This is a genomic window from Duganella rhizosphaerae, assembly GCF_040364205.1.
Classification (GTDB): domain Bacteria; phylum Pseudomonadota; class Gammaproteobacteria; order Burkholderiales; family Burkholderiaceae_D; genus Rugamonas; species Rugamonas rhizosphaerae.
Map to the genome: position 1 here is coordinate 37,281 of NZ_BPWK01000024.1, position 25,656 is coordinate 62,936.

Below are 25,656 nucleotides of genomic sequence, written 5' to 3' on the forward strand. Positions count from 1 at the left end.
GGAAAACTAGGTCTGGCGTACCATCAAGGTGGTCGGCAGCATTTCGGATGCGACCGGGTGGCCTTCGATCAGGCCCAACATCTTCTTGGCCAACAACACGCCACCGTCGCGCAGATACTGGTGCACGCTGGTCAGCGGCGGCACGAAACTGGCCGCACCGGGCGTATCGTCGTAGCCGATGACGGAGACATTCTCCGGCACCCGCAAATTCTTCTCGGCCAGCGCGCGGATCGCGCCCATGGCCAGCAAGTCACTGGCGGCAAACACGCCGTCGAAATTGGCGCCCTTCTTTTTCAACAGCGCCGAGATGCTGTCGAAGCCCGCCTCGAAGGTGAAGGCCTTCGGACGGATGATATGCACCGTCGCCCGCCCGCCCATCGCGTCGATGAAGCCGGCGCAGCGTTCCTGCACCTCGGCGTGGTCGACGTCGCCCAGGAACACCAGCTTCTGCCGGCCCTGCGCGATGAAGCGCTCGGCGGCGCTGATGCCGCCCTTTCTGTTGTCCGAGCCGACCACGATGTAGTCGGTGTCGGCTTCCGGCGCGCCCCATACCACCAGCGGCATGCCGGTCTGCTGCAAGGTGCGCACCGCTTCGCCGTGCGAGCCCTGGCCCAGCAGGATCAGCCCGTCGGCGCCCTGCACCGGTGCCGTGTTCATCAACTGCTTGGACGTCAGCACCACGCTGTAACCGGCGGTGGTCAGTTCCTGCGTAATGCCGCCCAACAGCTCCAGCGGATACGGATCGGACATCGGCCGGCCGCGCACGGGTGTCATTTCCACCACAACCGCCACCGAATAACTGCGGCCCATGCGCAGATTGCGCGCGCTCACATTGAAACGGTAGCCCTGCTCGCTCGCCAGGACGCGAATCTTCTCGCGCGTCTCCGCCGTCACCAGCGGACTATCGCGCAGCGCGCGGGAAACGGTGATCTTGGAGACGCCGGCCAGCTTGGCCAGGTCTTCCATCGTCAATGCTGTTTCGGCTTTGCGGGCTACAGACTTATTCGAAGGCATTGATCGCTCATAGGTTGAAAACAGGGGGTGCGCACGCATTATGACAGAAATTTTTAATTTGTCGCGGAAAATGACATCGATAACATTTTGATTGACATCGATATCATTTCTTGTTTCAATGGCCTATCTTCACGAATCGTGGAAGATGGGGATGGAACTACCGGAAGCTGTTTTGGCTGGTGGCGCACCGTCCAGGAGACGATTTACACCATAAGAAAGCATAGACCACATGAAAAGCCAGAATCCGTTCTTGTTATCCGCAGTCACGGCTGCCGTCCTCACTCTCGTCAACCAGACCGCGGCGCAAGCCCAAAGCGCCGCCCCAACGGAACCTTCCACCTCCAAGGAAGTCACCGCCGAAGTCCAGCAAGTCGTCGTCACCGGCGTCGCCTCGGCGCGCGGCGTGCGCAAGGTCGATTCGGCCTTCTCGATCACCACCGCGACCGAAGAACAACTGAAGCAAGCCTCGCCCAGCAGCACCGCCGACATCATGAAAATCGTGCCCGGCGTGTATGCGGAATCGACCGGCGGCCAGTCCGGCGCCAACATCGAGGTGCGCGGCTTCCCTTCCGGCAGCGATTCGCCCTTCGTCTCGGTGCAGCTGATGGGCAACCCGATCTTCCCGCCGCCGACGCTGTCGTTCTTCGAAGGCTCGTCGGCCTTCCGCCTGGACGACACGGTCGAGCGCGTTGAAGTGCTGCGCGGCGGCCCGTCCACCATCTGGTCCAACGCCCAGCCTGGCGCGACGATGAACTTCATCCTCAAAGAAGGCAGCGACACGCCGGAAGGCTCGGTGCGCTTCACCACCGGCACCGGCAGCCTGCGCCGCGTCGACATGTTCTACGGCGGAAAAATCAGCGACGGCTGGTACGGCTCGGTCGGCGGCTTCTACCGCAAGACCGACGGCGTGCGCGACGCCGGCTTCCCGGCGGACGACGGCCACCAGCTGACCGCCACGCTGACCCGCAAGCTCGACGACGGCAAGCTGACCATGTACGTCCGCAACACCGACGACAAGAATGCCTTCTACACCGGCGTGCCGCTGATCTCTAGCAACGGCGGCCACACGATCTCGGAATTCCCAGGCTTCAATCCGCTGACCGGCACCCTGATGAGCGGCGAAATGCGCAACTTCACCATCGAAGCGGCGCCCGGCAAGACGCTGAACCGCGACCTGGCGGACGGCCGCGGCCTCAAAGCCACCGTGTTCGGCGCGGACTTCGACCAGAAGATCGGCGAGTGGAGCGTATCGAACAAGTTCAACCGCTTCGACGGCGACCTGAACACCAACGCCATGTTCACCGGTAACAACCCGCTGTCGATGAACGATTACCTGAAGGCGGCCATCAGCTCGGCCAACGGCAACGCGGCAACCGTCGCGGCGGCCGGCGGCAAGCTGGCCACGGCCGGCACCGCCACCTATGTGCACGGCGGCGCGGTCGACGGCAACCAGCAGGTGGTGCAAGCCGGCCTGTGGTCGGTGGAGAAGAAACTGACATCGTTCACCGACGAACTGCGCGTCAGCAAGGAAATCGGCAAGGACAACACGGTCACCGTGGGCGGCTACTTCGCCGATTACTCGTCGCGCGATGTCTGGTACCTGGGCAACAGCCACCTGATGTCGGCCGTGCCGCAAGCCAGCCTGATCAACGTGACCCTGAACAACGGCGTGGTCGTGTCGAAGAACGGCACCGACGGCAATGTGTTCTACGCGCCGGTCGCTTCGTATGACGGCCGCAACACCGCCGCCTTCATCTCGGACGAGTGGAAAGTCAACGACCGCATCAAGGTCGACTTCGGCATGCGCCATGAGCAGCAGAAGATCAGCGGCACGATCTCCAACCTGACCTCGGCCGACACCGACAACAATCCGCTGACCGTGTATAACAACGGCACCTCGATGCCGGACGGCTCCAACACCTACCTGAGCCGCACCGACAGCGCCAACTCCTTCACCATCGGCGGCAACTACAAGCTGGCCAAGGATACGGCGGTGTTCGTGCGTGCCAACCGCGGCCACACCTTCATCTCGTTTGACGACCTGCGCGGCGCCGGCACCCAGGCCAAGGTCAACGACCGCGGCATCCTGCCGACGCCGAAAGTAAGCCAGTACGAAATCGGCTTCAAGACGGCATCGCAGCTGTACAGCGCCTATATCAACGCCTTCCACACGGAATTCGACGGCATCGCCTTCTCGCAGGTGCTGGCCGACGGCCGCGAGCTGCATTCGATCAGCGGTTCCAAGGGCAACGGCGTGGAATTCGAACTGGCGGTGCGCCCTATCGCCAACCTGCAACTGGCATTGACCGGCGACTACCAGAAATCGGAATACCGCGACAATCCGGACACCGCCGGCAAAACCGTCCAGCGCCAGCCGAAGCTGCAATTCCGCTTCACGCCGACCTACCGGATTCCTTTCGGCGACGGCAACTCGGCCAAGCTCTACGCCACCTACACCTCGATCGGCGAGCGTTGGGCTGACCAGGCCAACCAGCAATACCTGCCGTCGTACCGCACCGTCGATGCCGGCGTGCTGTTCTCGCTGGGCGAGAAGATCGAAGTGCGCCTGGCCGGCACCAACCTCAACAACGAACTGGGCCTGACCGAAGGCAATTCCCGCCTGACCGCCGGCGGCTCCGGTCCGATCAACGCACGTCCGCTGTTTGGCCGTACCTGGGAAGCGTCGTTGCTGTACCGCTTCTAAACTGTAGATCCCTCCCTCACAGGCAAGGCGCGGTTAGCCTTGCCTTTTTTGTTGTTGTGGCCTACTCTTCAATTGATCGTAATCAATACGATTCTGCCTTACCATGCCCGGAATTATTGCTTAGGGGTTAGATCGTGGCTTCCGTAACGTCCGTCAGCGCGCTGCAAGCATCGATTGCACAAGCCGAAAGGCAAGTGCAGACGGATCAGTCACGCGTGAACCAGGACGCCAGCCGGCTGGAGCAAAGCCGGGTGCAGTTGACCAAGGATAAGCAGACGCTGAGCGATACCCAGCAAGAGAGCGATCAGGCGTCCGCGCCGCCGCTGAAGGCGGCGCCCGCCCCGAATTTGAACAACGCGATAGAGAGACCGTCGCGCGCCGAGCAGGTGCTGCCGGCCGACCTGACGGCGCCGCCCAAGCCGCAGATCAACGCGCAGGGCGAGACCATCGGCAAGCTGATCAACGTCGTCGCCTGAACCTCAGGCGGCCAGCATCGCCGCTTCCAGTTCCTTCACCGCATCCCACCAGCGACCATCGGCCAGCGGCAGGCGGATATCGAGCGCCTTGCCGATTTCCGGCGTGGCCAGCGGCAAGCGGCGTTCCGCAGCCAGCTCGGCGATGCGGTCGAACGGGTCATGCCAGGCGTGCAGCGACAGGTCGAACGTGCCGTTATGAATCGGCAGCATCACCTTGCCGCGCAAGTCGATGTGCGCCTGCAGGGATTCCTCCGGCTGCATATGCACATCCGGCCACTGTGGATCGTAGGCGCCGGTCTCCACCATGGTCAGGTCGAACGGACCATGACGGCGGCCGATTTCCTTGAAACCGTCGAAATAGCCGCTATCGCCGCTGAAAAATACCTTCACGTCGCGGTCTTCGATGACAAACGACGCCCACAGCGTCTTGTTACGGTCGCTCAGGCCGCGCCCGGAGAAGTGCTGGGCCGGCGTCGCCACCAGCTTCAGGCCGGCCACATGGGTCGATTGCCACCAGCTCAGCTGCTGCACCTTGGCGGCAGGTATGCCCCAGGCGACCAGACGGTCGCCCACGCCCAGCGGCGTGATGAAGTGCTCGGTCTTGGCGGCCAGCTTCATCACGGCGGCGTAGTCCAGATGGTCGTAATGATCGTGCGACAGGATGATGCCCTTGATCGGCGGCAATTCCTCGATGCTGATCGGCGTCTGGTGGAAACGCTGCGGCCCGGCCCACTGCACCGGCGAGGCGCGCTCGGAAAACACGGGATCGGTCAGCCAGAAATGGCCGTTGAGCTTGAGCAGCACCGTCGAGTGGCCGAGGCGGAACAGGCTGCGATCCGGAGCATCCAATAACTGCTGCTGCGTGATCGCATGAACGGGGATGGCCTGGCGCGGCACGGTGTCCTTGGGTTTATCGAAAGCAAAGCGCAGCATCACGCCCAGCGACTTGAAGAAACCCATCTGATGCATCTTGACCGGATTGCGGAACTTGCCGTCGCGGCTACGCGGCGCGCTGGGCACGGACAGGCCGTCGAGGGCGGATTCGGCGATAACGGATTGATAAGTCATGATGGGCGACTCCAAGGTTTAGAATGTACACTACACAGTGTAGTTCTTATTTTTTGAAAAGTAAACTAGTCGGTGTAAAATAAAGCTATGAACACGCCCCTCAAACTGACCGACCGCAAACGCCAGGCCATCGTCGAAGCCGCCATCGCTGAATTCCGCGTCAGTGGTTTCGAATCGACCAGCATGGACAAGATCGCCGCCACCGCCGGCGTGTCCAAGCGCACGGTGTACAACCACTTCCCCAGTAAAGACGAACTGTTCGCGCAGATATTGCATGAGTTGTGGAATAGTTCGATGGCGCAGCAACAGCAGCCCTACGATCCGGCCGTGCCCATGCGCGAGCAATTACTCGATTTGCTGTGGAAAAAGATGGCCATGCTGCAGGACAGTTACTTCCTGGATCTGGCGCGGGTGGCGATCGCCGAATCCATCCACTCGCCCGAGCGGGCGCAGGAGATGGTGACGCGGCTGACCCGCAAGGAAGAGGAAGCCGTGGTCTGGCTGCGCGCCGCCCAGGCCGACGGCAAGCTGCTCAAGGCCGACCCGGTGCTGGCGCCGCAAATGTTGACCGGCCAGTTGAAGACCTTCGCCTTCTGGCCGCAAGTGACGCTGAACCAGCCGCCGCTGGACGCGGCCATGCAGAAAAAAGTGGTCGAGGCGACCGTCGATATGTTCCTGGCCTACGCCGGCTAAGCTCGACTAAGCGAAGCTGACCGAGTAAATTGGCGGCAAGGTGGTGGAGATGGTCTGCCACTGGCCGCCGCCATCCTCCGACAGCCAGGCGCCGCCGGTGGTCGACCCCATCAGCAGGATCTGGCCGCAATCGCTGACGGCCAGCCCGTGCCGGTAGACCAGGTCGTAGCAATGCTGCTGCGGCAGGCCGCCGCGCCAGGCGGTGAAGGTCTTGCCGCCGTCGGTGGTGCGCGTGACCGCCAGCGCCGCGTGCGCCGCGATGCGCTTGCTGTCCGCCTCGGCCGGCACGAACCAGGCGGTCTCGCCATCCTTGGGATGCACCGCCGTCACGAAGCCGAAATTCGACAACGGCGCGCTGTGCACCTCGGTCCAGTTGGCGCCGTTGTCCACCGAGCGCCAGATGCCGTTGTGATGCTGGCACCACAGCTTGTCCGGCTCGCCCGGGCAACGCACGATGCGGTGCGGGTCCTGTATCTGCTGCACGTCCGCCATTTCCGGCGGCATGTAATTGGCGACCATGCCCTTGGCGCGCATGCTCCAGCTTTCGCCGCCGTCCGTGGTCAGCCAGGCGCCGCCGCAGGAGATGCCGACCAGCACCGACCTGCTGTCGCGCGGATCGACGCAGATGCTGTGGATGCCCGGCACGTCGTAGCCGCCGCCCATCCACTGCGCGCGCTCCGGTACATTCCACAGCGACTCCACCAGCTGCCAGCTGTCGCCCCGATCGTTCGAGCGGAACAGCCCGCCCGGCAGGGTGCCGGCCCACAGCACGCCCGGCTGGTCCGGCCCGCCCGCCGCCAGCGACCAGATCTGCTTCATCGTCCATTCCACCGGATCGGCCGACTCCGCCGGCTTGACGGGAAACGCCGGCACCGCCACCTCCACCCAGCTGTCGCTGCCCGCATCGCGCCGGTGCAGCTTGGCGCCGAAGTGGCCCAGGTTCAGCGCCGCATACAAAGTGCCGTCGCGCCGGTCCGACAGCACCATCGACACCGGATCGCCGAGGAAATGCTGCTGGTCGATATGCCACGCCTCGTGCGTACGGTAGATTTCAAACAATCCTTTGCGAGTGCCGATGTAGGCGCGGTCGGACATGTCAACCTCCAGAAAGAGCTTGCAAAATATAGACTTTGGAATGCGGCGCGAGCGCATCGTTCAATATTTTTCGCTCGCGGGTGCGTTGTCCGTCGATGAAGATGACGACGTTCTCGCGCAGCTGGCCTTGCTCGTCGAGCACGTAGCCGCGCAGCCGTGGATGGTCGGCAAAGGCGGCGTCGAGGGCGCTGCGCAGATCGGCCGCGCCGGTCTCCACCTGCGGCACGGTCATGAAGCGGCCCAGTTGCTGGGTAAAAACAAGTTGCGCCATCGTTATGCTTGTTGGTTAGATCGACGGAATTCAGATTCTATGCTGAATCGCATAAAATGAAAACGCATCAACTAACGGAGCGCCGCATGACGATCACACCGCAAGAGCTGGAACTGCTGATGGAAGAGGTGGAAAAGGAAGATCCGATCGATTTCGCCGACCTGCCGTTCGACGAGCACGATCTGCGCGGCCTGATTTCCAACCACCTGTGCGAGATGGCCGAGGCGATGGAAAGCTTCAGCGAGGAAGACAAGCACCTGACCCTGCTGGCCGTGGCGGCCAAGCTGGTGCTGGAAAACATGGTGCTGAATATCCAGCTGATGCGGCGCCACGGCGTGCCGCTGAGCGAATCGACCGACGCGCTATTGAGCCGCCTGCGCAAACGCGACGACGGCCCCAAAACTTAAGGCGCGGCAGGGAAATCGAGCGTCGTCGCGTTGACGCGGTTGAACAGATTGGTGAACGTGATGGTGGCAATCGCCAGCAGCGTATCGACGATCTGTGCGTCACTGTAGCCGGCCTGCTTGACCGCCGCCACCACCTCCGCCGGCACCTCGCCGCTGGTGGTGAAAACGGTATGCGCAAAAGTCGCCAGCGCATCGATGCGCGCGTCGCCGCTGGCCTGGCGGTGGCGCACGTTGAGCATCGTCTCGCCGCTTAAGCCGGACTTGCCGCCCGCCAGCGTATGCGCGGCCAGGCAGTAGTCGCACTGCGCATCCTGGCTCACCGCCAGCTTGACCACCTCCACTTCCTTCGCCGCCAGACTGCTTTTGCGCAGCGCGGCATCCATGTTCAGCGCGGTTTCCAGCGCGATCGGGCTGTTCGTGCCCAGCGTGACATAAGCGTTGGGCACTTTGCCGATCGCTCCCTTGATGGCGGTGAACAATTGCGCAGCGTGGCCGGTGGCTTCCGAGACAGCTTGAGTGGTCAGACGGGACATGATGTTTCCTTTCAGGTGAGTTGATATGGAAACAGTCTACGGCCATTCCATGAGATGATGAATGCTCGAAAATCGCTATAATTTGCTTATTCATCTCAACCAAGCTTGCCATGGATACCCTTAGCCACCTGCTCTCGCTGTACCCGATGCGCACCGCGCTGGACACGCGCTGCCACTTCGGCGCGCCGTGGGTGCTGGATCACGCGGCGACCGCCAGCGGCATCGCCCCCTACCACCTGATCGCGCGCGGCACTGCACTGGTGGACGGCGCCGACGGCTTGACGCTGCAAGCGGGCGACCTGATCGTCTTCCCGCACGGCGGCGCGCACCGGCTCTACATCGGCGATCCGGCGCAGGCATCGGCCATGCACAGCGCGCCGGGCCTGCTGCGCTACGAGGGCAACGTCGGCGACGGCCCCGCCACCGACATCCTGTGCGGCGAATTCCGTTTCGATGAAGACGGCGCCAACGGCCTGCTGGCCGCGCTGCCGCCGATGCTGGTGGTGCGCAGCGCCGAGCGCGCCGACGCACAAGGCCTGAACCACCTGATCGCCATGCTGCAGGCGGAAGCCGAAACGCCGCGCGCCGGCTCGGAAGCCATCGTGCGGCAACTGGCCTCCGCGCTGTTCGCGCTGCTGATACGCAGCTGGCTGGAACAATCGATGGCGGTACCGGGATTGTTCGCCGTGCTGGCGGAACGCCGCCTGCTTGCCGCGCTGGACGGGATGCTGTCCGCGCCGCAGCGGGCATGGACGCTGGAACAACTGGCGACGGCATGCCATATGTCGCGCGCCACCTTCGCGCGCCTGTTCAAACAAGCGGCCGGCGCCGCGCCGGCCGCCGTGCTGACGCAACTGCGCATGGCGCAAGCCGCACGCCTGCTGGATGCAGGCCGCCAGGCAGGCGACGTCGCCGAAGCGGTCGGCTATCAGTCGGAAGCGGCCTTCAACCGCGCCTTCAAACGCCGCTATCAGGTGGGGCCGGGAGCCTGGAGGCGGCGGGCGCCTCGATCAGCAGGTCGGTGACGGCGATGGCCACACACGGCAGGATATAGCCTTCGCGCTTTTCGTCGAAACTCAGGCCCGGCCACTCGATCAGGTAACGCACCGTGCCGCTGGTGCTCAGGCAGATGCACGTGCGGCAGGTGCCGTTGCGGCAAGAACTGGGCAGGCGCACGCCGGCGCGTTCGGCGCTTTGCAGCACCGTCGCCGGCGCTTGCGCGTCGAAGCTCCATCCCTGTCCCGCCAGTGTTACCCGTACCGCTTGCTCCATGCTGGTTCCCGAATTGCCGCGTCAAACCAGCATCATAAACCCTCAGGCCAGCAGCTTCAGCCTCGGCTTGGGCTGGCTCACCGGCGCCGCAGCGGGACGCCGGGCCGCCAGCCCGCCCTGCAACTTGAACACCGCCATCGCCTGCGACACGCAACGCGTCTGCTGCGCCAGGTTGCCGGCGGCGGCGGCGGCCTGCTCCACCAGCGCCGCGTTCTGCTGCGTGATGTCGTCGATCTGTATCACCGCCTGGTTGACCTGGACGATGCCGTCGCTCTGCTCGCGGGTCGAGTTCGAAATCTCTTCCATCACCCGCGACACCCGGTCCACCGACTCGATCACCTGGCTCATCGTCACGCCGGCGCTGGTGGTCAGCGCCGTGCCGGCCTGCACCTTCAGGATCGACTGATCGATCAAGGTCTTGATTTCCTTCGCCGCCGTGGCCGAACGCTGCGCCAGGTTGCGCACCTCGCTGGCCACCACGGCGAAGCCGCGTCCTTCCTCACCGGCGCGCGCCGCCTCCACCGCGGCGTTCAGCGCCAGGATATTGGTCTGGAACGCGATGCCGTCGATCAGGCCGATGATGTCGAGCACCTTGTTCGACGAGGCGCTGATGTCGACCATCGTCGACACCACCTGCGACACGATACTGCCGCCCTGCGCCGCCACCGCCGACGCCCGCTCGGCCAGTTCATTGGCGCTGGCCACATTGCTGGCGCTTTGCTGGACGGTCGACGTCAGCTGCTCCATGCTGGCCGCGGTCTGCTGCAAGCTGGAAGCCTGCGACTCGGTGCGCCCCGACAGATCCAGGTTGCCGTCGGCGATTTCATCGGTCGCCACCGAAATCTCGTCGAAGTTGGCGCGTACGTCGCCGATGATGCTGTGCAGGTTGATATTGGTCTGCCGCAACGCCGCCAGCAGCTGCCCCATTTCGTCGTCGCGCTGGATGGCGAAAGTCGCCGTCAGATCGCCGCCCGCCATCATGCGCGCCGCGCGCGTCGCCTGCCGCAGCGGCAGCGCCACGTTCAGATACAGGCTGCGGCCGAACCACACCATGCCCAGCATGGCGGCCAGCGCCAGCGCCCCCATCCAGTTGCGCGCCGCGACTATGCTCGTATCGTCCAGACCCAGCAAGGCAAAGGCCAGCAAGGCCAAGGCGCCGCCGGTCAGCAGCGTGGCCATGGCGATCTGGCGCGCCAGCGACACCTTCAACATGCCCGCCAGCCGCGCGACGATGCCAGTCGCAACCACACGTCCGTTGACGATGCGCAGCCGGCGCGGATTACCCGCCTTGAACTGGCGATACAGCTCGTCCGCCTCGCGCACCTGCTCACGGCTGGGCTTGGTCCGCACCGACAGGTAGCCCACTGGCTTGCCCTGCTCGATGACAGGCGTCACGTTGGCCAGCACCCAGTAGTAGTCGCCGTTCTTGCAGCGATTCTTCACCAGGCCGGTCCACGGCATGCCGGCGCGGATGGTCTGCCACAGATCGGCAAAGGCTTCGACCGGCATGTCGGGATGACGCACGACGTTCTGCGGTGCGCCGATCAGTTCCTGTTCCGTGAAGCCGCTGACCTCGATGAAATAGGGATTCGCATAGTTGATGTTGCCCTGCAAATCCGTGCTGGAGACGATGGTCTTGCCATCCTCCATCAGGTATTCGTTTTGAGTGATTGGACTGTTGATGCGCATGGCCGTTCCTTTTTATATTTGGGGAAAGGGCGTGCCGGGGTTTGGGGAGCGCCATCGGCCACTGGCCAACGAGTCCAGAATAATTGGATTTCCCTGCGACAAAATCACCAATTGTCGCAAGGAATTTTTACTGCGGAGTTTTATTGTGGATTTTTGATCTGCATCAATTTTCACGGGTGCGAACGCAACACTTGTCAGTCCGGCTTGAAGTTTTGGCCAAGAGACATTGGTTTATTCAGCAAGATTGTTTGCGGATTGCGGCAAATTATGACTAGCACAACGATAGTGGCGAGGTAGGGCAGCATCGACAAAAACTCCGACGGAATGTCCAGCCCCATGCCCTGCCCGTGGAACTGCAACACCGTCACGCCGCCGAACAGATAGGCGCCCACCATCACGCCGCGCGGCTTCCAGGTCGCGAACACCACCTGCGCCAGCGCGATCCAGCCGCGCCCCGCCGTCATGCCCTCGACCCACATCGGCGTCAGCGCCAGCGACAGGTAGGCGCCGCCCAGGCCGGCCATGGCGCCGCCGAACAGCACCGTGCCGTAGCGCAGGCCGATCACCGGATAGCCGATCGCGTGGGCGCTGTGCGGCGACTCGCCCACCGCGCGTATCACCAGCCCGATATGGGTGCGCGCCAGCACCCAGCCGATCAGCACCACCAGCAGCACCGAACCGTACACCATCGCGTCAAAGCGGAACAGCAGCGGCCCGACAAACGGCAGGTCCGACAGCAGCGGGAAGTGCAGGTGCGGCATCGGCTCCACCGTCTGCCCCACCAGCCCGCGTCCCATGAAGGCCGACAGCCCGATGCCGAACAAAGTCAGCGCCAGTCCGGTGGCCACCTGGTTGGTCTGCAAGGTCAGCACCAGGAAGCCGAAGATCAGCGACATCAGCATGCCGGCCGCAATCGCCGCCAATAGCCCCAACCACATCTGCCCCGTGCCCAGCGTGACGCCAAAGCCCACCACGGCGCCCACCAGCATCATGCCCTCCATGCCCAGATTGAGCACGCCGGAGCGCTCGGTCACCAGCTCGCCCATCGAGGCCACCACCAGCGGCGTGGCGGCGCCCGCCGTGCTGGCGAGGAAGGCGATTAACAATTCGGTGCTGATCATGCGGTTTCTCCAACGGTGACGGGCAAGTGGCGCTTGCGCGGCTTGAAGCGGTAGTGAATGAACAGGTCCGCCGCCAGCAGGTAGAACAGCAGCAGGCCCTGGAACATGCCGGTGATGGCCGACGGCACTTGCAGCTCGATCTGCGCCGTCTCGCCGCCGATGTACAACAGCGACATCAACAACGCCGACAGCACCACGCCCAGCGGATGCAAGCGTCCGACATAGGCGACGATGATGGCCGCGAAGCCGTAGCCGGCCGACACCGACGGCTGCATCTGCCCCAGCGGCCCCGCCACTTCGCCGACGCCGGCGATGCCGGACAAGGCGCCGCTGACCATGAAGGCCAGCCACACATTGCGCGGCTCGCTGAAGCCGGCGTACAGCGCGGCGGCCGGCGCCATGCCGCTGACCTGCATGCGGTAGCCGGCAAACGTATGCTTGCAGAAGAACCAGGCCGCCACCGCCGCGACCAGCGACAGGATGAAGGCCGCGTTCAGGCGCAAGCCCTCCACCAGCAGCGGCAAGGTGGCCGAGTCGCTGAACATCTTCGACTGCGGGAAATTGAAGCCGGCCGGATCGCGCATCGGTCCGTGCACCAGGTAGCTCAGCAAGTGATACGCCACGTACACCAGCATCAGGCTCACGAGAATCTCGCTGGTGTTGAAGCGCGTGCGCAGCAGCGCGGGGATCGCCGCCCACAGCATGCCGCCCAGCGCGCCCGCCACCAGCATCAGCGGCAGCACCCACCACGCCTGCACTTCGTCGAAATACAGCGCCACCGCGCCGGCGGCGATCGCGCCCACCGTCAGCTGGCCGTCGGCGCCGATGTTGGCGACGTTGGCACGGAAGCCGATCGCCAGGCCCACGCCGCACAAGATCAGCGGGGTCGCCTTCAGCAGCAGCTCGCCGACGCCGTACAGCGTGGTCCACGGCTTGATGAAGTAGACGTAGAAGGCGTGCAGCGGCTCCTGCCCCAGGAAGAAGAACAGCACGGAGCCGGTCACCAGCATGGCCGCCGCCGCGATCAGCGGCGACGCCAGCATCATCGAACGCGATGGTTCGGGACGTCGTTCAAGCCGCGACATGTTCTGCTCCCTGGTAGTCGAAATCGCCGCTCATCCACACGCCGATCTGGTTGATGCTGGTGCCGGCCGCCGGCACCACTTGCGACAAACGGCCGTCCGCCAGCACGGCGATGCGGTCGCTCATCATGAACAATTCGTCCAGCTCCTCCGACAACACCAGCACCGCCACGCCCTGGTCGCGCATGTCGATGATGGCCTGCCGTATCAGCATGGCGGCGCCGATGTCCACGCCCCACGTCGGCTGCGCGAACACCATCACCTTGGGCGCCAGCGCGATCTCGCGGCCGACGATGAATTTCTGCAGGTTGCCGCCCGAAAGGCTGGCCGCCGCCGACTGCTCGCCGCCGCACTTGACGTTGAAGCGTTCGATGACCTTGCGCGCGAATTCGCGCACCGCACCGCGCTGTATCAGACCGCGCTTGACCATGCCGGTATTGGCGGCCGGCAGATAGCCGGTCAGCAGCGCGTTGTCGGCCAGCGACAGGTCGGGCGCCGCGCCACGGCCCAGCCGCTCCTCGGGCACGAAGCCCAGTCCCAGCTGGCGGCGCTGCGCCGCATCGAGCCTGCCCACGTCCTTCCCGCACAGGCGGATCGCGCCGCTGCCCGCAGCCAGCGCGCGCTCGCCGGAGATGGCTTTCAACAGCTCCTGCTGGCCGTTGCCGGAAATGCCGGCGATGCCGACGATCTCGCCGCTGCGCAGCGCCAGGCTGATGTCCTTCAAGCGCGTGCCGAACGGATCGTCGCTGCGCACATTGAGTTGATCGATCGCCAGCAGCACCTCGCCCGGCTCGCGCGGCTGGTGCACGCACACCGGCAGCTCGCGGCCTATCATCAGCTCCGCCAGCGACCTGGCGCTTTCCTGTTTCGGATTGGCGGTGCCGGACACGCGCCCCGCGCGCAGCACGGTAGCTTTGTCGCACAGGGCCTGGATTTCATCGAGCTTGTGGCTGATGTACAGGATGCTGACGCCTTCGGAGGCCAGGCGTCGCAGCGATTCGAACAGCTTGAGCACCGCGTCCGGCGTCAGCACCGAAGTCGGCTCGTCCATGATCAGCAGGCGTGGCGACTGCAACAGGCAGCGCACGATCTCCACCCGCTGCCGCTCGCCCACCGACATGCTGTGCACCAGCCGTTGCGGGTCCAGCGGCAAACCGTATTGTTCGGAGACGGCGCGGATGCGCGGCGCTAGCGCGGCCGGCGCGATCTTCTCGTCCAGCGCCAGCGCGATGTTCTCGGCCACCGTCAGCGTCTCGAACAGTGCGAAGTGCTGGAACACCATGCCGATGCCCAGTTTGCGCGCGTCGTGCGGCGAGTGGATGTGGACCTGCTTCCCCTCCCACATGATCTGGCCTTCATCGGGCCTGGTCACGCCGTAGATGATCTTCATCAGCGTGCTCTTGCCGGCGCCGTTCTCGCCCAGCACGGCGTGGATTTCGCCGGGCATCACGGTCAGGTCGACGGCCGCGTTGGCCACCACGGAAGGATAGATCTTGGAGATCCCCAGCATCTTCAGGCGCGGCTCAGTCATCGGCGCTTCGCTCATCGGCTTCCCTCATCGTATACAAATTGAATACAAAAACAGACGCAATTAGCATGCCAGTCACGATCCGCCTGAAACGCTCTATTTTGGGCGGAAGAGTGCACTAAATATGACACACTTCCTCACCAAAAACGTGCGCCACGCGCAAAAATGAGGACAAAACAAAGTATTTTCGTACACAATACAAGACAGATCCGCAGCAGTAGTTGTACACGATGTAGTTAGCATGGTTCCTGCTTTATGCAGTGTGAGCACCACCCTCACGGAGAATCGATCGATGCCATCACCAGGCAAACGCAAACCTCGCAAGGCCGAACCGGCGGCCATCGCTGTGGGCGCGCCTGCCGCCACCAAGCGCGGCACCACCGCCGTCGACCTGCGCATCTATCGCGCGGTCGTCAACGCCGTCATGAGCCACCGCCTGCCGCCCGGCACCCATCTGGGCGAAGCCGATTTCTGCGAACTGTATCAAGTCAGCCGCACCACCGTGCGCAAGGCGTTGCAAAGGCTGGCGCACGACCACATCATCGAGCTGCGGCCCAATCGCGGCGCGGTGATCGCCTCGCCGACGCCGGAGGAAGCGCGCGACATCTTCGCCGCCCGCCGCGCCATCGAAAGGGAGATCGTGCCGCTGGTGATACGCAACGCCACCCCCGCCTCGCTCAAGCAGATCCGCACCGCGCTGCACGCCGAAGACCAGGCCCGCCGCACCGGCGACCGCGCCGGCTGGATACGCCTCGGCGGCGAGTTCCACATCCTGCTGGCGGAACTGGCCGGCAACCAGGTGCTGCAACGCTTCATGGCGGAGCTGGTGTCGCGCTGCTCGCTGATCATCGCGCTGTACGAGGCGCCCGGCGCCACCATGTGCGAGAACGACGAGCACCAGGACCTGGCCACCCTGATTGAGCAGGGAAAGACCAAGGAGGCCACCCATTTGATCGAGCACCACCTGCTGGAAATCGAAGCGCGCCTGCACCTGAATGAGCAGGACAAGAAAGTGAATCTGGCCGAGGCGCTGTCCGGGTATTAGCGGGTGTGGCCCGGGAATTGCTAGAGAAGTCGATCAGATTGAATCCAATCATTGCAACGAATTGGATACAAAAGAAGTTCTTACAAACCGTGCTGTCCCGCTTTGCCGTCCTCTCATCTCACTGAATGGAGTTCATGATGTCCCGTCCCGCCTCCCGCACCGCCCTCGTCCTCCTCGCCGGCTGCGCCTGCGCCGCCCACGCCGCCGACTGGAGCGACACCTCGCTCAGCTACCGCTACGGCACCAAGTTCGCCGAACCGTTCAACAACAACGACATCACCAAGAACATCGTCAACCTGAGCAGCGTCTCCGGCTACAAGTACGGCAAGAACTTCTTCAGCGTCGACTTCCTGATGTCGTCGGAGGTCGACCCGTCGTCGGCCGGCGCCAAGAGCGGCGCGCATGAAGCCTATGCGCTGTACCGCCACACGCTGGACCTGGGCAAGGTCACCGGCAGCAGCTGGGCCTTCGGTCCGGTTCGCGGCGTCGGCGCCACCGCCGGCTTTGACTTCAACAGCAAGACCGACGCCGGCTACAACTCCAAGAAGCGCATGATCGTCGCCGGCCCGACGCTGATGCTGGACGTTCCGGGCTTCCTCGACGTCAGCCTGTTCGCGCTGTGGGAGAGCAACGCGCCGTTCAACACCTTCACCGGCGCCGCCACGCCGCGCTACGCCTACAAGACCCACCCGATGCTGACCGCCGCCTGGGGCATCCCGTTCAACGTCGGCATTCCGCTGTCGTTCGAGGGCTTCGCCAACTTCATCGGCACCAAGGGCAAGAACGAATTCGGCGGCGACACCGCGCGCGAGACCAACATCGACATGCAGATCATGTACGACATGAGCGCCGTGGTCAGCGCGCCGAAGAACACCTTCAAGGTCGGCGTCGAATACCAGTTCTGGAAAAACAAGTTCGGCAACCCTGACACCAACAACCCTGGCGCAACGGCGAAAACGCCGATGGTCCGCGCCGAATACCACTTCTAACTCCGCCCAAAGGAAACCGTATGATCAATCGTCGCAAAGTACTGGCACTGGCCGCGCTGGCCGCCGCAAGCATCGGCCTGTCCGCCTCCGCGTTCGCGGCGGAGCCGTTGAAGATAGGCTTCGTCTACGTCGGCCCGGTCGGCGACGCCGGCTGGACCTACGCCCACGACCAGGCCCGCCTGGCGATGGAGAAGGAACTCGGCGCCCAGGTCAAGACCACCTACGTCGAAAACGTGCCGGAAGGCGCGGACGCCGAGCGCGTGATCCGCAAGCTGGTCGCCGAGGGGAACAAGCTGATTTTCACCACCTCATTCGGCTACATGAACCCGACCGAGAAAGTCGCCAAGACCACGCCGGGCGTGGTGTTCCTGCACGCCACCGGCTTCAAGACCGGCAAGAACCTGGGCACCTACGAATCGCGCCTGTACGAAGGCGCTTACCTGAACGGCGTCATCGCCGGCAAGATGACCAAGTCCAAGACGCTGGGCTTCATCGCCTCCTTCCCCGTGCCTGAGGTGATCCGCAACATCAACGCCTACACGCTGGGCGCGCAGAGCGTCAATCCCGGCATCAAGACCAAGGTGATCTGGGTGAACTCGTGGTACGACCCGGCCAAGGAACGCCAGGCGGCGGAAACCCTGGTGGCGCAAGGCGCGGATGTGATGGCGCAGAACACCGACTCGCCGGCCACGCTGCAAGTGGCCCAGGAAAAAGGCGTGTACGCGTTCGGCTGGGATTCGGACATGTCCAAGTTCGCACCGAAGGCGCACCTGACGGCCGCCACCAACAACTGGGCGCCGTACTACACCGAGACCGCCAAGGCGGTCATCGCCGGCACCTGGAAGACCGGCGACTACCACGGCGGCATGAAGGAAGGCATGGTCAAGATGTCGGCGCTGAACGCGGTGGTGCCTGCCGAAGCGGCCAAGGTGTTCGAAGAGAAGAAGGCCGCGCTCACCGCCGGCACCCTCGCGCCGTTCACCGGTCCGATCAAGGACCAGTCGGGCGCCGTCAAGTACGCGGCCGGCGTGGTGGTGCCGCTGAAGGACCTGCTGTCGATGAACTTCTACGTGCAGGGCGTGGAAGGTTCGATTCCCAAGTGAGCATCTAAGTGAACCCCGATCCAGTCCTGTTGAACGACTGGCACCCGGTCGCGCTCTCGCAAGAGATCGTGGCCGGCGCGATCGCAGCCGCCGACCTGCTGGACACGCGCCTCGCCCTGTGGCGCGACAGCGGCGGCGCGCTGCACGCGTGGGAAGACCGCTGCCCGCATCGCGGCACCCGATTATCGATGGGGGCACTGCACGGCGACACGCTGCGCTGCGCCTACCACGGCTGGAGCTTCGGCAGCGAAGGCCGCTGCAAGCACATCCCCGCGCTGCCGGCGCTGGGCGAGGCCAATCTGAAGGCGCAGGTCACGACATACCATGTGCAGGAATGCCATGGCCTGGTGTGGGTCTGCCTCGGCGAGCCTGGCGTGGCCACGCCAACGCCGCCGCGCTTTCCCGAATTTTCCGACCCGGCCTTGCGCAAGGTCTGGTGCGGCCCCTACGACGTGCAAAGCAGCGGGCCGCGCATCGTCGAGAACTTCCTCGACATGGCGCATTTCGCCTTCGTCCACGAGGGCATCCTGGGCGTGCAGGAGCAGGCCGCCATCGCCAACTACACCGTCGAAAGCTTCGCCGACGCCGACTACGGCAGCGGCGTCTGGGCCAAACAATGCCGCGCGTGGCAGCCGCAGGCCAGCAAGGCCGCCGCCGGCGGCGCCGACATCGAATACACCTACCGCGTGGTGCGGCCGCTGACGGCGGTGCTGACCAAGCATCCGGTGGACAGCGTGCGCGAAGCCATCGCGCTGATGCTGCAGCCGCTGACCGAAACCACCACCCGCGTCTGGATCATCCTGGCGCTGGACGACTTCACCTCCGGCGACGACGAACTGCGCCAGTTTCAGGACACCATCTTCCTGCAGGACCGGCCGATCCTGGAAAGCCAGAGCCCCGCCAGGCTGCCCCTGATACCGGGCGCCGAAGTGTCGGTGGCCTGCGACCGCATGTCGCTGGCCTACCGTGGCTATCTCAAACAGCAGAACCTGCGCTACGGCGTGCTGCGCAACGACCAGGAGACAACATGAGCAACGCCACCAATCAGGACCACGAATTCCTCACCCGCGTGCTGGCACTGGCGCAGCGCTCGCGCGACGAAGGCCACCATCCCTTCGCCGCCATGGTGGTCGCCGCCGACGGCACGGTGATTTCCGAAGCGATGAACGCCTCCAGCAGCGACCGCACCGCGCACGCCGAGATGAACGCCCTGCGCCAGGCATCGCAGCGCCACAGCCCCGAGCAGCTGGCGACGGCCACGCTGTACGCCAACGCCGAACCCTGCGCCATGTGCGCCGGCGGCACCTACTGGAGCGGCGTCGGACGGGTGGTGTATGCGATGTCCGAAGCGAGCCTGCTGGCGTTGACCGGCAGCGATCCCGAAAATCCGACGCTGTCGCTGCCCTGCCGCGAGGTGTTCGCGCGCGGCCAGCGGCCGACGGAAGTCGTCGGACCACTGCGCGAGGACGAGGCGCGGCTGGCCCACGCCGGATTCTGGAGAAAATAGCTGATGCATTTCATGCAAGCCGGGATCATAATTGTGATCCGGCCTGGTGGAGAGCACAGTGGCAAATCCTACAAAATTGCACGGATGGCGGTGTGAATCGCGCGCGGCGGCATTTGTCGCCTGCGTCGCCTGCGCCGCGTTATTGGTCGCCTGCGGCGGCGGTGGCGGCGGTTCCAGCGCGGCCACTGCGCCCTCCGGGCCAAGCGCGCCGCTCACGCCCGCACCGGCGGTGCCGGGAGCCTTCGACGACACGCTGGCCTATTCCAGCCTTGCCAGCGCCTCGCTGGCCGCCCCCAACGAAAGCGCCGCCGTCATCGCCAGCCACATCCAGCTGAACGGCCAGCAGTTCAACTACACCGCCACCACCGGCCACCTGACCGCCACCGACGCCCGCACCGGCAAGGCCTCGGCCTCGTTCTTCTACGTCGCCTACACCGTGGCCGGCGCCAGTGCGGCCAAGCGGCCGGTCACCTTCTTCTACAACGGCGGCCCCGGTTCCGCGTCCATCTACCTGCATCTGGGTTCGTTCGGGCCGCGCCGGCTGGTCAGCACCATCCCCAGCGCCACCGTCATGCCGGTGCAGCTGGTCGACAACCAGGAAACCCTGCTGGCGCAATCGGACCTGGTGTTCGTGGACGCCATCGGCACCGGCTACTCGCAGGCCATCGCCCCCAACACCAACCAGACCTTCTGGGGCGTGGACGCCGACGCCGCCGCCTTCCGCGATTTCGTGCAGCGCTACGTGGCCGTCAACAAGCGCGAGGCCTCGCCCAAGATCCTGTTCGGCGAATCGTATGGCACGCCACGCACGGCGGTGCTGGCCAACCTGCTGGAACTGGCCGGCGTGCAGGTGGCCGCGGTGGTGCTGCAATCGTCCATCATGGACTACAACAGCAACTGCGGCGTGCTCGATCCGGGCGCCATCAGCTGCGAAGGCTACGTGCCGACCTACGCCGCCACCAGCGCCTACTACCAGCGCAGCAATCCTCTGCCCACCGATTTCGGCGCCTACGTGCAGCAGGCGCGCGGCTTTGCCGCCGGCGGCTATCGCAGCGCCATGACGGCTTACCTGGCCAGCAAGGTTGCACCGCCGGCCGGCGTGATTACGCAGCTGGTCGCCTACACCGGCCTGCCGGTGCTGACCTGGCAGCAGAACTTCGACCTGGGACCGGACTACTATCAACGAAACGCCGTGCCGGGCAAGCTGGTGGGCCGCTACGACGCCCGCGTCTCCGCGCCCAACGGCAGCGCGCTGACGGTCGACGGCGATCCCTCGCTGACGGTCATCAACTCCGCCTTCGTCAACGGCATCGCGGGCTACCTGTCCGACGAGCTGCATTACAGCGCCCGCTCGCGCTACACCAGCAGCAACAACATCGGCGACCAGTGGAACTTCAGCCACGACGGCAAGCAGCTGCCGGACACCATTCCGGACCTGGCCGCCGCCATGACGCTGAACCCGGCCATGAAGGTGTTGTCGGTCAACGGCTACCACGACCTGGCCACGCCCTTCCACCAGACCGAACTCGATCTGGCGCGTTTGGGTGCCAATCCGCTAATTGTGCTCAAATATTATGCAAGCGGCCATATGACGTATCTAGACGACACTGCGCGGCGGGCACAGCAAATGGATTTGATTAATTTCTTCAACAGCGTCACAGTGACACCATAAGCCATGCGCCAGGCTCAACAGGCTGCGCGGGGGAGACGATCATGAAACTGCTAGTCCACATTGCCATGCTGGCCGCCGCCACGGCCTGCGCCTGCGCGCACGCCCAGGCGCCGAACCGGGAGGCCGCGCCGGTCATGATGTCGGCGCCGCTCCATCCCGATCCCTACATCCCGCCGGCCATGCGCAAGCCGCCGCGCGACGGCGCCTCCGGCCCGGTACTGCAATACCAGGCCATGCAGAAATTGAAACAACGCTTTGAAGAGGCCGACCTGGACGGCAGTGGCGACCTGAGCCGGGAAGAAGCGCGCAAGGCCGGCCTGGGCTTCGTCGAGAAAAACTTCGACCACATCGACAGCGCCCAGCGCGGCGTGGTCTCCTTCGAAGACTTGAAGACCTTCCTCATCCAGCGCCGCGAGGAAGCGCGCTCGCGCTAGTCGGCGGGCGCCTCGCGGCGCGGCAGGGTCAGCGTAAACAGCGCGCCCTCGCCCGGCTTGCTGTGCAACACCAGGCTGCCCTCGTGCGCCTCGGCCAGCTGGCGCGAAATATACAGTCCCAGGCCCAGCCCGGCCGGCGCCTCGGTGCCGGCGCCGCGCTCATACGGCTCGAAGATCTTCTGCTGGTGCTCGGGCGCGATGCCGGGCCCCTGGTCGCGCACTTCCACCCGCACCACGTCCCGCTCCGCCACCAGCGTCACCTGCACCGGCCGCGCCGCGCCGTAGCGCAGCGCATTGGTCAGCAGGTTGACCACGATCTGCTCGATGCGGAACTCGTCCCACCAGCCGCACACCGCGGTGCCGGCGTCCAGGCTGATGCTGCTGCCGGCGATGCCGGCCTGCGGCGTCAGGTCCTGCACCAGCCGCCGCAGCAAGCCCGACAGTTCGACCCAGCCGGGCCGCAACGACAGCTTGCCGCTGCGGATGCGCGACACGTCCAGCATGTCGTCGATCAGGCGGATGATGCTCTGGATCTGGCGGTCGTCGCGCGCCACCATGCGCTGCAGCTGCTCGGCGCCGAACGCCGCCATATTGCCGCGCTCCAGTTGCATCTTGCGCAGCTGGGTTTCCAGGTACAGCGTGTTGAGCGGCGTGCGCATCTCGTGCGACACCATCGACATGAACTCGTCGCGCATCGCCAGCGCGCGCTGCAGCTCGGCCTGCGCCGCGTGCAGTTCGGCCACCGCCTGCTCCTGCTGGCGGCGCGCCAGCTCCAGCGCCGCCACCTGGCGCCGCATCGCCTCGCGCTGCTCGTACAGCGCGACGAACACCTGCACCTTGCCCTTGACGGCGCGCGCATCGAGCGGCTTGTACAGCACGTCCACCGCGCCCGCCTCGTAGCCCTTGAACGCGTAATCGAGTTCCTTGCCGGCCGCCGTCACGAACACGATGGGGATCTGGCGCGTCTTGTCGGTGCCGCGCATCAGCTCGGCCAGCTCGAAGCCGTCCATGCCCGGCATCTGGACGTCGAGTATGGCCAGCGCGAAGTCGTGCCGCAACAGCAGCAGCAGCGCCTCCTCGCCCGACGACGCCTGGAAGATCTCGCGCCCTTCGCCGCGGATGACCGCGTTCAGCGCTTGCAGGTTTTCCGGCAGATCGTCGACGATCAGCAGTTTGGTCGGGTGCTCGGCTTGCATTAGTTATTCTCCAGCATCAGCAGCAATGTTTGTATGTCGTCCAGCGGCAGGATCAGGTCCGGCCGGTGCAAGCGTATCGCCTCCCTCGGCATGGTCGGCACTTCGGCCTGGTCCGGGTCCTGCACCACGGTCAGGCCGCCGGCGCGGGCGATGGCCGCCATGCCCGCCGCGCCATCCTGGTTGGCGCCGGTCAGCAGGATGCCGGCCAGCGCGGCGCCGTAGGCGTCGGCCGCCGATTCCATCAGATAATCAATTGCCGGCCGGGCAAAGTGCAGCGGCGCCTCGCAACTGAGCGAGAAACAGCGCTCGCGCTCCACCGACAAATGGTAGCCTGATCCGGCGAAATACAGCGTCCCGGACGCCAGCGCCTCCTTGTCGGCCGCCTCGCGCACCGGCATCGCCATGCGCTGCCGGAACACCTCGGCCAGGTGGCTCTGGCGCCCTTCCGGCAGGTGCAGCAGCGCCACCAGCGCGCGGCCGTAGCGCGCCGGCAGCGCCGGCAGCAGCTGCAGCAGCGCGCCCACGCCGCCGGCCGAGGCGCCGATCACCACCGCTTCCACCGTGCGGCCGGCCAGCGCCGCGCGGATCCCGGGCAGGTGCGCGCTCATCGCTTGCGGAACACGCGCTCGCGCTTGTCCACCGGCTCGAAGGCCGGCGCGTAAGCGGAGAAATCGATGCTTTCCTTGCTGCCCAGTCCGAGGAAGCCGCGATGGCACAGCGACTCGTGGAACAGGCCCAGGGCGCGTTCCTGCAGTTTCTTCTTGAAGTAGATCATCACGTTGCGGCAGCTGATCAAGTGCGTTTCCGCGAACACCGCGTCGGTCGCCAGGCTGTGGTCGGCGAAGGTGACGTTCTCGCACAGCGCGCGGTCGAACAGCGCGGCGTTGTAGGCCGCCGTGTAGTACTCGGAAAAGCCGCGGGTGCCGCCGGCGGCCTGGTAGTTTTCCGTGTACTCGCGCATCGCGTCGAGCGGGAACACGCCTTTGCGCGCCTTGTCCAGCGACTGCGGATTGATGTCGGTGGCGTAGATCATGCTGCGCTCCAGCAAGCCCTCCTCCTTGAGCAGGATCGCCATCGAATACACTTCCTCGCCGGTGCTGCAGCCGGCCACCCAGATCTTCAGCGACGGATAGGTGCGCAGCACCGGCACCACGTGCGTGCGCAGCGCGGCGTAATAGCCCGGGTCGCGGAACATCGACGTCACCGGGATCGTCAGGTACTGCAGCAGCTCGCTGAACGCGGCCGGCTCGTGCATGATGCGCGCCTGCAGCGCCGAGATGCTGGCGCACGCCATCTCGCGCAGCGCGTGCAGCACGCGGCGCTTCTGCGAGGCGCCGGTGTAGTCGCGGAAATCGTAGCTGTACTTCATGTAGATGGCTTCCATCAACACTTTGAGCTCGATGTCGGTGTCGCTATGGTGCATGGCTAAACCTCTGCATGTCAGCTCCGCTCGCCGTTCGGCATCCACACCCGCAGCAGCGAGTACAGGCGCGACAGGTCGATCGGCTTGGCCAGGTAGTCGCTGGCGCCGGCCGCCAGGCATTGCTCCTGGTCGTCCTTCATGGCCTTGGCGGTGATGGCGATGATGGGCAGGCGGGCAAAGCGCGCGTCCTGGCGGATGCGGCGCGTCGCCTCCAGCCCGTCCATGCCCGGCATCATCACGTCCATCAGCACCAGGTCGATGTCGCCCACCTCGTCCAGCCTGGCGATCGCCTCGAAGCCGTCGCGGCCCACTTCCACCAGCACGCCCTTCTGCTCCAGCGCGCTGGTCAGCGCGAAGATGTTGCGCACGTCGTCGTCCACCAGCAGGATGCGGCGGCCTTCGAACACGCGGTCGCGCGAGCGCACCGTGCGCAGCATGTCCTGCCGTTCGCTGGACAAATCGGCCTCCACCTTGTGCAGGAACAGCGTCACCTCGTCGAGCAGGCGCTCCGGCGAACGGGCGCCCTTGATGATGATGGAACGCGAATACTTGTGCAGGTCGGCCTCCTCGGCGCGCGACAGGTTGCGGCCGGTGTAGACGATCACCGGCGGGAACGCCGCCAGCGCTTCGCCGGCCATGCGCTGCAGCAGCTCGTTGCCCTGCATGTCGGGCAGCTTGAGGTCGATGATCATGCAGTCGTAGATGGTGGTGCGCAGCAGCGCCAGCGCCTCTTCGCCGCTGGCGACGGCGGCGATGTCGACATCGTCGTCGGCGATCAGCCGCACCACGCTGTCGCGCTGGCGGTCGTCGTCCTCCACCAGCAGCACGCGCTTGATCTTCTGCGTCAGCTTGCCTTCGATGCGGCGGAACACCTCCATCAGCTGCTCGCGCGTGGTCGGCTTGAGCGCGAAGCCGATCGCGCCCAGGTGCAGCGCGGCCTCGCCGTTGTCGGAGCCGGACAGCACGTGCACCGGGATGTGGCGGGTCCGGGCGTCGTCCTTCAGCAGCTGCAGCACCGACAGGCCGGAACGGTCCGGCAGGCGGACGTCGAGCAGCACCGCGTCCGGCCGGTGCTCGCGCGCCAGCGCCAGGCCCTCGTCGGCGTCGAAGGCCACCAGGCAGCGGTATTGTTTTTCATGCGCCAGCTCGTACAGGATGCGGGCGAAGGCGGCGTCGTCCTCGATCACCAGCACCTTGCGGCCGCCGGCCTGCGCGGCGATCTGCTCGCGGTCGTCGGCGAAGGGGCGCGGACGCGGGAGGGGGGCAACGGGCCCGGCAGCGGGCCCGGCGGCCGGCGCCGGCGGCGCCGCGCTGGCGGCCGCGATCTCCGTGGC

General features: G+C 65.1%; 26 protein-coding genes. 12 read left to right on the forward strand and 14 right to left on the reverse strand.

Going from position 1 to position 25,656, the window contains the following annotated elements:
• Nucleotides 1-6: 6 nt before the first annotated feature.
• A complete protein-coding gene (locus RUGAMON1_RS31170) occupies nucleotides 7-1,014 on the reverse strand; it encodes a LacI family DNA-binding transcriptional regulator (RefSeq protein WP_116991112.1) in 1,008 nt (335 codons plus the stop codon).
• Nucleotides 1,015-1,243: 229 nt separating this feature from the next.
• On the opposite strand from RUGAMON1_RS31170, the gene RUGAMON1_RS31175 reads away from it, so the two are divergent.
• On the forward strand, nucleotides 1,244-3,718 hold the full coding sequence (locus RUGAMON1_RS31175; RefSeq protein WP_445234154.1) for a TonB-dependent receptor: 2,475 nt from the start codon (nucleotides 1,244-1,246) through the stop codon (nucleotides 3,716-3,718).
• Between the two features lie 134 nt (nucleotides 3,719-3,852).
• On the forward strand, nucleotides 3,853-4,194 hold the full coding sequence (locus tag RUGAMON1_RS31180; protein WP_445234155.1) for a hypothetical protein: 342 nt from the start codon (nucleotides 3,853-3,855) through the stop codon (nucleotides 4,192-4,194).
• 3 nt (nucleotides 4,195-4,197) lie between these two features.
• Here RUGAMON1_RS31180 and RUGAMON1_RS31185 read toward each other — a convergent pair whose 3' ends face one another.
• Nucleotides 4,198-5,262: an MBL fold metallo-hydrolase gene (locus tag RUGAMON1_RS31185; protein ID WP_445234156.1), complete on the reverse strand. Its 1,065-nt coding sequence runs from the start codon at nucleotides 5,260-5,262 to the stop codon at nucleotides 4,198-4,200.
• Between the two features lie 87 nt (nucleotides 5,263-5,349).
• Here RUGAMON1_RS31185 and RUGAMON1_RS31190 point away from each other — a divergent pair, with 87 nt between their 5' ends.
• Entirely contained in the window at nucleotides 5,350-5,955 is a 606-nt protein-coding gene (locus RUGAMON1_RS31190) for a TetR/AcrR family transcriptional regulator (RefSeq protein WP_445234157.1), read from the forward strand.
• Between the two features lie 6 nt (nucleotides 5,956-5,961).
• Here the strand turns inward: RUGAMON1_RS31190 and RUGAMON1_RS31195 are convergent, their stop codons facing one another.
• Both RUGAMON1_RS31195 and RUGAMON1_RS31200 read right to left on the reverse strand, forming a co-directional pair.
• The gene (locus RUGAMON1_RS31195) at nucleotides 5,962-7,050 is read right to left on the reverse strand and encodes a WD40/YVTN/BNR-like repeat-containing protein (protein WP_445234158.1); all 1,089 of its coding nucleotides are present in this window, start codon (nucleotides 7,048-7,050) and stop codon (nucleotides 5,962-5,964) included.
• Between the two features lies 1 nt (nucleotide 7,051).
• A complete protein-coding gene (locus RUGAMON1_RS31200; RefSeq protein ID WP_445234159.1) occupies nucleotides 7,052-7,321 on the reverse strand; it encodes a ubiquitin family protein in 270 nt (89 codons plus the stop codon).
• A gap of 86 nt (nucleotides 7,322-7,407) precedes the next feature.
• Between RUGAMON1_RS31200 and RUGAMON1_RS31205 the strand changes: the two genes are divergently transcribed.
• Nucleotides 7,408-7,728: a hypothetical protein gene (locus tag RUGAMON1_RS31205; RefSeq protein WP_116991119.1), complete on the forward strand. Its 321-nt coding sequence runs from the start codon at nucleotides 7,408-7,410 to the stop codon at nucleotides 7,726-7,728.
• On the opposite strand, the gene RUGAMON1_RS31210 is transcribed toward RUGAMON1_RS31205, so the two are convergent.
• Complete coding sequence (locus tag RUGAMON1_RS31210; protein WP_445234160.1) at nucleotides 7,725-8,261, reverse strand: carboxymuconolactone decarboxylase family protein; 537 nt, start codon at nucleotides 8,259-8,261, stop codon at nucleotides 7,725-7,727. The two genes, RUGAMON1_RS31205 and RUGAMON1_RS31210, sit on opposite strands and share 4 nt — an antisense overlap.
• A gap of 110 nt (nucleotides 8,262-8,371) precedes the next feature.
• On the opposite strand from RUGAMON1_RS31210, the gene RUGAMON1_RS31215 reads away from it, so the two are divergent.
• The gene (locus RUGAMON1_RS31215; RefSeq protein WP_445234161.1) at nucleotides 8,372-9,286 is read left to right on the forward strand and encodes an AraC family transcriptional regulator; all 915 of its coding nucleotides are present in this window, start codon (nucleotides 8,372-8,374) and stop codon (nucleotides 9,284-9,286) included.
• Here the strand turns inward: RUGAMON1_RS31215 and RUGAMON1_RS31220 are convergent.
• The 5 genes from RUGAMON1_RS31220 to RUGAMON1_RS31240 form a co-directional block, all read right to left on the reverse strand.
• Complete coding sequence (locus RUGAMON1_RS31220) at nucleotides 9,219-9,533, reverse strand: 2Fe-2S iron-sulfur cluster-binding protein (protein ID WP_445234162.1); 315 nt, start codon at nucleotides 9,531-9,533, stop codon at nucleotides 9,219-9,221. The two genes, RUGAMON1_RS31215 and RUGAMON1_RS31220, sit on opposite strands and share 68 nt — an antisense overlap.
• A gap of 42 nt (nucleotides 9,534-9,575) precedes the next feature.
• A complete protein-coding gene (locus RUGAMON1_RS31225; RefSeq protein ID WP_445234163.1) occupies nucleotides 9,576-11,222 on the reverse strand; it encodes a methyl-accepting chemotaxis protein in 1,647 nt (548 codons plus the stop codon).
• A gap of 194 nt (nucleotides 11,223-11,416) precedes the next feature.
• Nucleotides 11,417-12,343 carry an ABC transporter permease gene (locus RUGAMON1_RS31230; protein WP_332853376.1) on the reverse strand — a complete coding sequence of 309 codons (927 nt, stop codon included), beginning with the start codon at nucleotides 12,341-12,343 and terminating at the stop codon, nucleotides 11,417-11,419.
• Nucleotides 12,340-13,428 (reverse strand): ABC transporter permease, encoded by a 1,089-nt coding sequence (locus RUGAMON1_RS31235; RefSeq protein WP_445234164.1) that lies wholly within the window; start codon nucleotides 13,426-13,428, stop codon nucleotides 12,340-12,342. The genes RUGAMON1_RS31230 and RUGAMON1_RS31235 overlap by 4 nt, the downstream gene beginning before the upstream one ends.
• On the reverse strand, nucleotides 13,415-14,971 hold the full coding sequence (locus RUGAMON1_RS31240) for an ABC transporter ATP-binding protein (protein WP_445234165.1): 1,557 nt from the start codon (nucleotides 14,969-14,971) through the stop codon (nucleotides 13,415-13,417). The genes RUGAMON1_RS31235 and RUGAMON1_RS31240 overlap by 14 nt, the downstream gene beginning before the upstream one ends.
• 274 nt (nucleotides 14,972-15,245) lie before the next feature.
• On the opposite strand from RUGAMON1_RS31240, the gene RUGAMON1_RS31245 reads away from it, so the two are divergent.
• The 7 genes from RUGAMON1_RS31245 to RUGAMON1_RS31275 all read left to right on the forward strand — a co-directional run bounded on the left by RUGAMON1_RS31245 (nucleotide 15,246) and on the right by RUGAMON1_RS31275 (nucleotide 21,703).
• Nucleotides 15,246-15,998 carry a GntR family transcriptional regulator gene (locus RUGAMON1_RS31245; RefSeq protein WP_445234166.1) on the forward strand — a complete coding sequence of 251 codons (753 nt, stop codon included), beginning with the start codon at nucleotides 15,246-15,248 and terminating at the stop codon, nucleotides 15,996-15,998.
• Between the two features lie 137 nt (nucleotides 15,999-16,135).
• Complete coding sequence (locus tag RUGAMON1_RS31250; protein WP_445234176.1) at nucleotides 16,136-16,987, forward strand: outer envelope protein; 852 nt, start codon at nucleotides 16,136-16,138, stop codon at nucleotides 16,985-16,987.
• A gap of 20 nt (nucleotides 16,988-17,007) precedes the next feature.
• Nucleotides 17,008-18,090, forward strand: a complete 1,083-nt coding sequence (locus RUGAMON1_RS31255; RefSeq protein WP_445234167.1) for a BMP family ABC transporter substrate-binding protein — start codon at nucleotides 17,008-17,010, stop codon at nucleotides 18,088-18,090.
• A gap of 8 nt (nucleotides 18,091-18,098) precedes the next feature.
• Nucleotides 18,099-19,121, forward strand: coding sequence for an aromatic ring-hydroxylating dioxygenase subunit alpha (locus tag RUGAMON1_RS31260; protein WP_445234168.1), 1,023 nt, complete (start codon nucleotides 18,099-18,101; stop codon nucleotides 19,119-19,121).
• Complete coding sequence (locus RUGAMON1_RS31265) at nucleotides 19,118-19,597, forward strand: nucleoside deaminase (protein WP_445234169.1); 480 nt, start codon at nucleotides 19,118-19,120, stop codon at nucleotides 19,595-19,597. Before RUGAMON1_RS31260 ends, RUGAMON1_RS31265 begins: the two co-directional genes overlap by 4 nt.
• Before the next feature lie 58 nt (nucleotides 19,598-19,655).
• Nucleotides 19,656-21,269 carry a S10 family peptidase gene (locus RUGAMON1_RS31270; RefSeq protein ID WP_445234170.1) on the forward strand — a complete coding sequence of 538 codons (1,614 nt, stop codon included), beginning with the start codon at nucleotides 19,656-19,658 and terminating at the stop codon, nucleotides 21,267-21,269.
• A 41-nt stretch (nucleotides 21,270-21,310) separates the two neighbouring features.
• Nucleotides 21,311-21,703, forward strand: a complete 393-nt coding sequence (locus RUGAMON1_RS31275) for an EF-hand domain-containing protein (protein ID WP_445234171.1) — start codon at nucleotides 21,311-21,313, stop codon at nucleotides 21,701-21,703.
• Here RUGAMON1_RS31275 and RUGAMON1_RS31280 read toward each other — a convergent pair.
• From RUGAMON1_RS31280 to RUGAMON1_RS31295, 4 genes are all read right to left on the reverse strand, one after another.
• Nucleotides 21,700-22,899: a hybrid sensor histidine kinase/response regulator gene (locus RUGAMON1_RS31280; protein WP_445234172.1), complete on the reverse strand. Its 1,200-nt coding sequence runs from the start codon at nucleotides 22,897-22,899 to the stop codon at nucleotides 21,700-21,702. The genes RUGAMON1_RS31275 and RUGAMON1_RS31280 overlap by 4 nt on opposite strands.
• Nucleotides 22,899-23,507: a chemotaxis protein CheB gene (locus RUGAMON1_RS31285; RefSeq protein ID WP_445234173.1), complete on the reverse strand. Its 609-nt coding sequence runs from the start codon at nucleotides 23,505-23,507 to the stop codon at nucleotides 22,899-22,901. Before RUGAMON1_RS31285 ends, RUGAMON1_RS31280 begins: the two co-directional genes overlap by 1 nt.
• Complete coding sequence (locus RUGAMON1_RS31290; protein ID WP_445234174.1) at nucleotides 23,504-24,322, reverse strand: CheR family methyltransferase; 819 nt, start codon at nucleotides 24,320-24,322, stop codon at nucleotides 23,504-23,506. The genes RUGAMON1_RS31285 and RUGAMON1_RS31290 overlap by 4 nt, the downstream gene beginning before the upstream one ends.
• Nucleotides 24,323-24,339: 17 nt before the next feature.
• The coding region (locus tag RUGAMON1_RS31295) for a response regulator (RefSeq protein WP_445234175.1) at nucleotides 24,340-25,656 on the reverse strand (1,317 nt) is incomplete at its 5' end.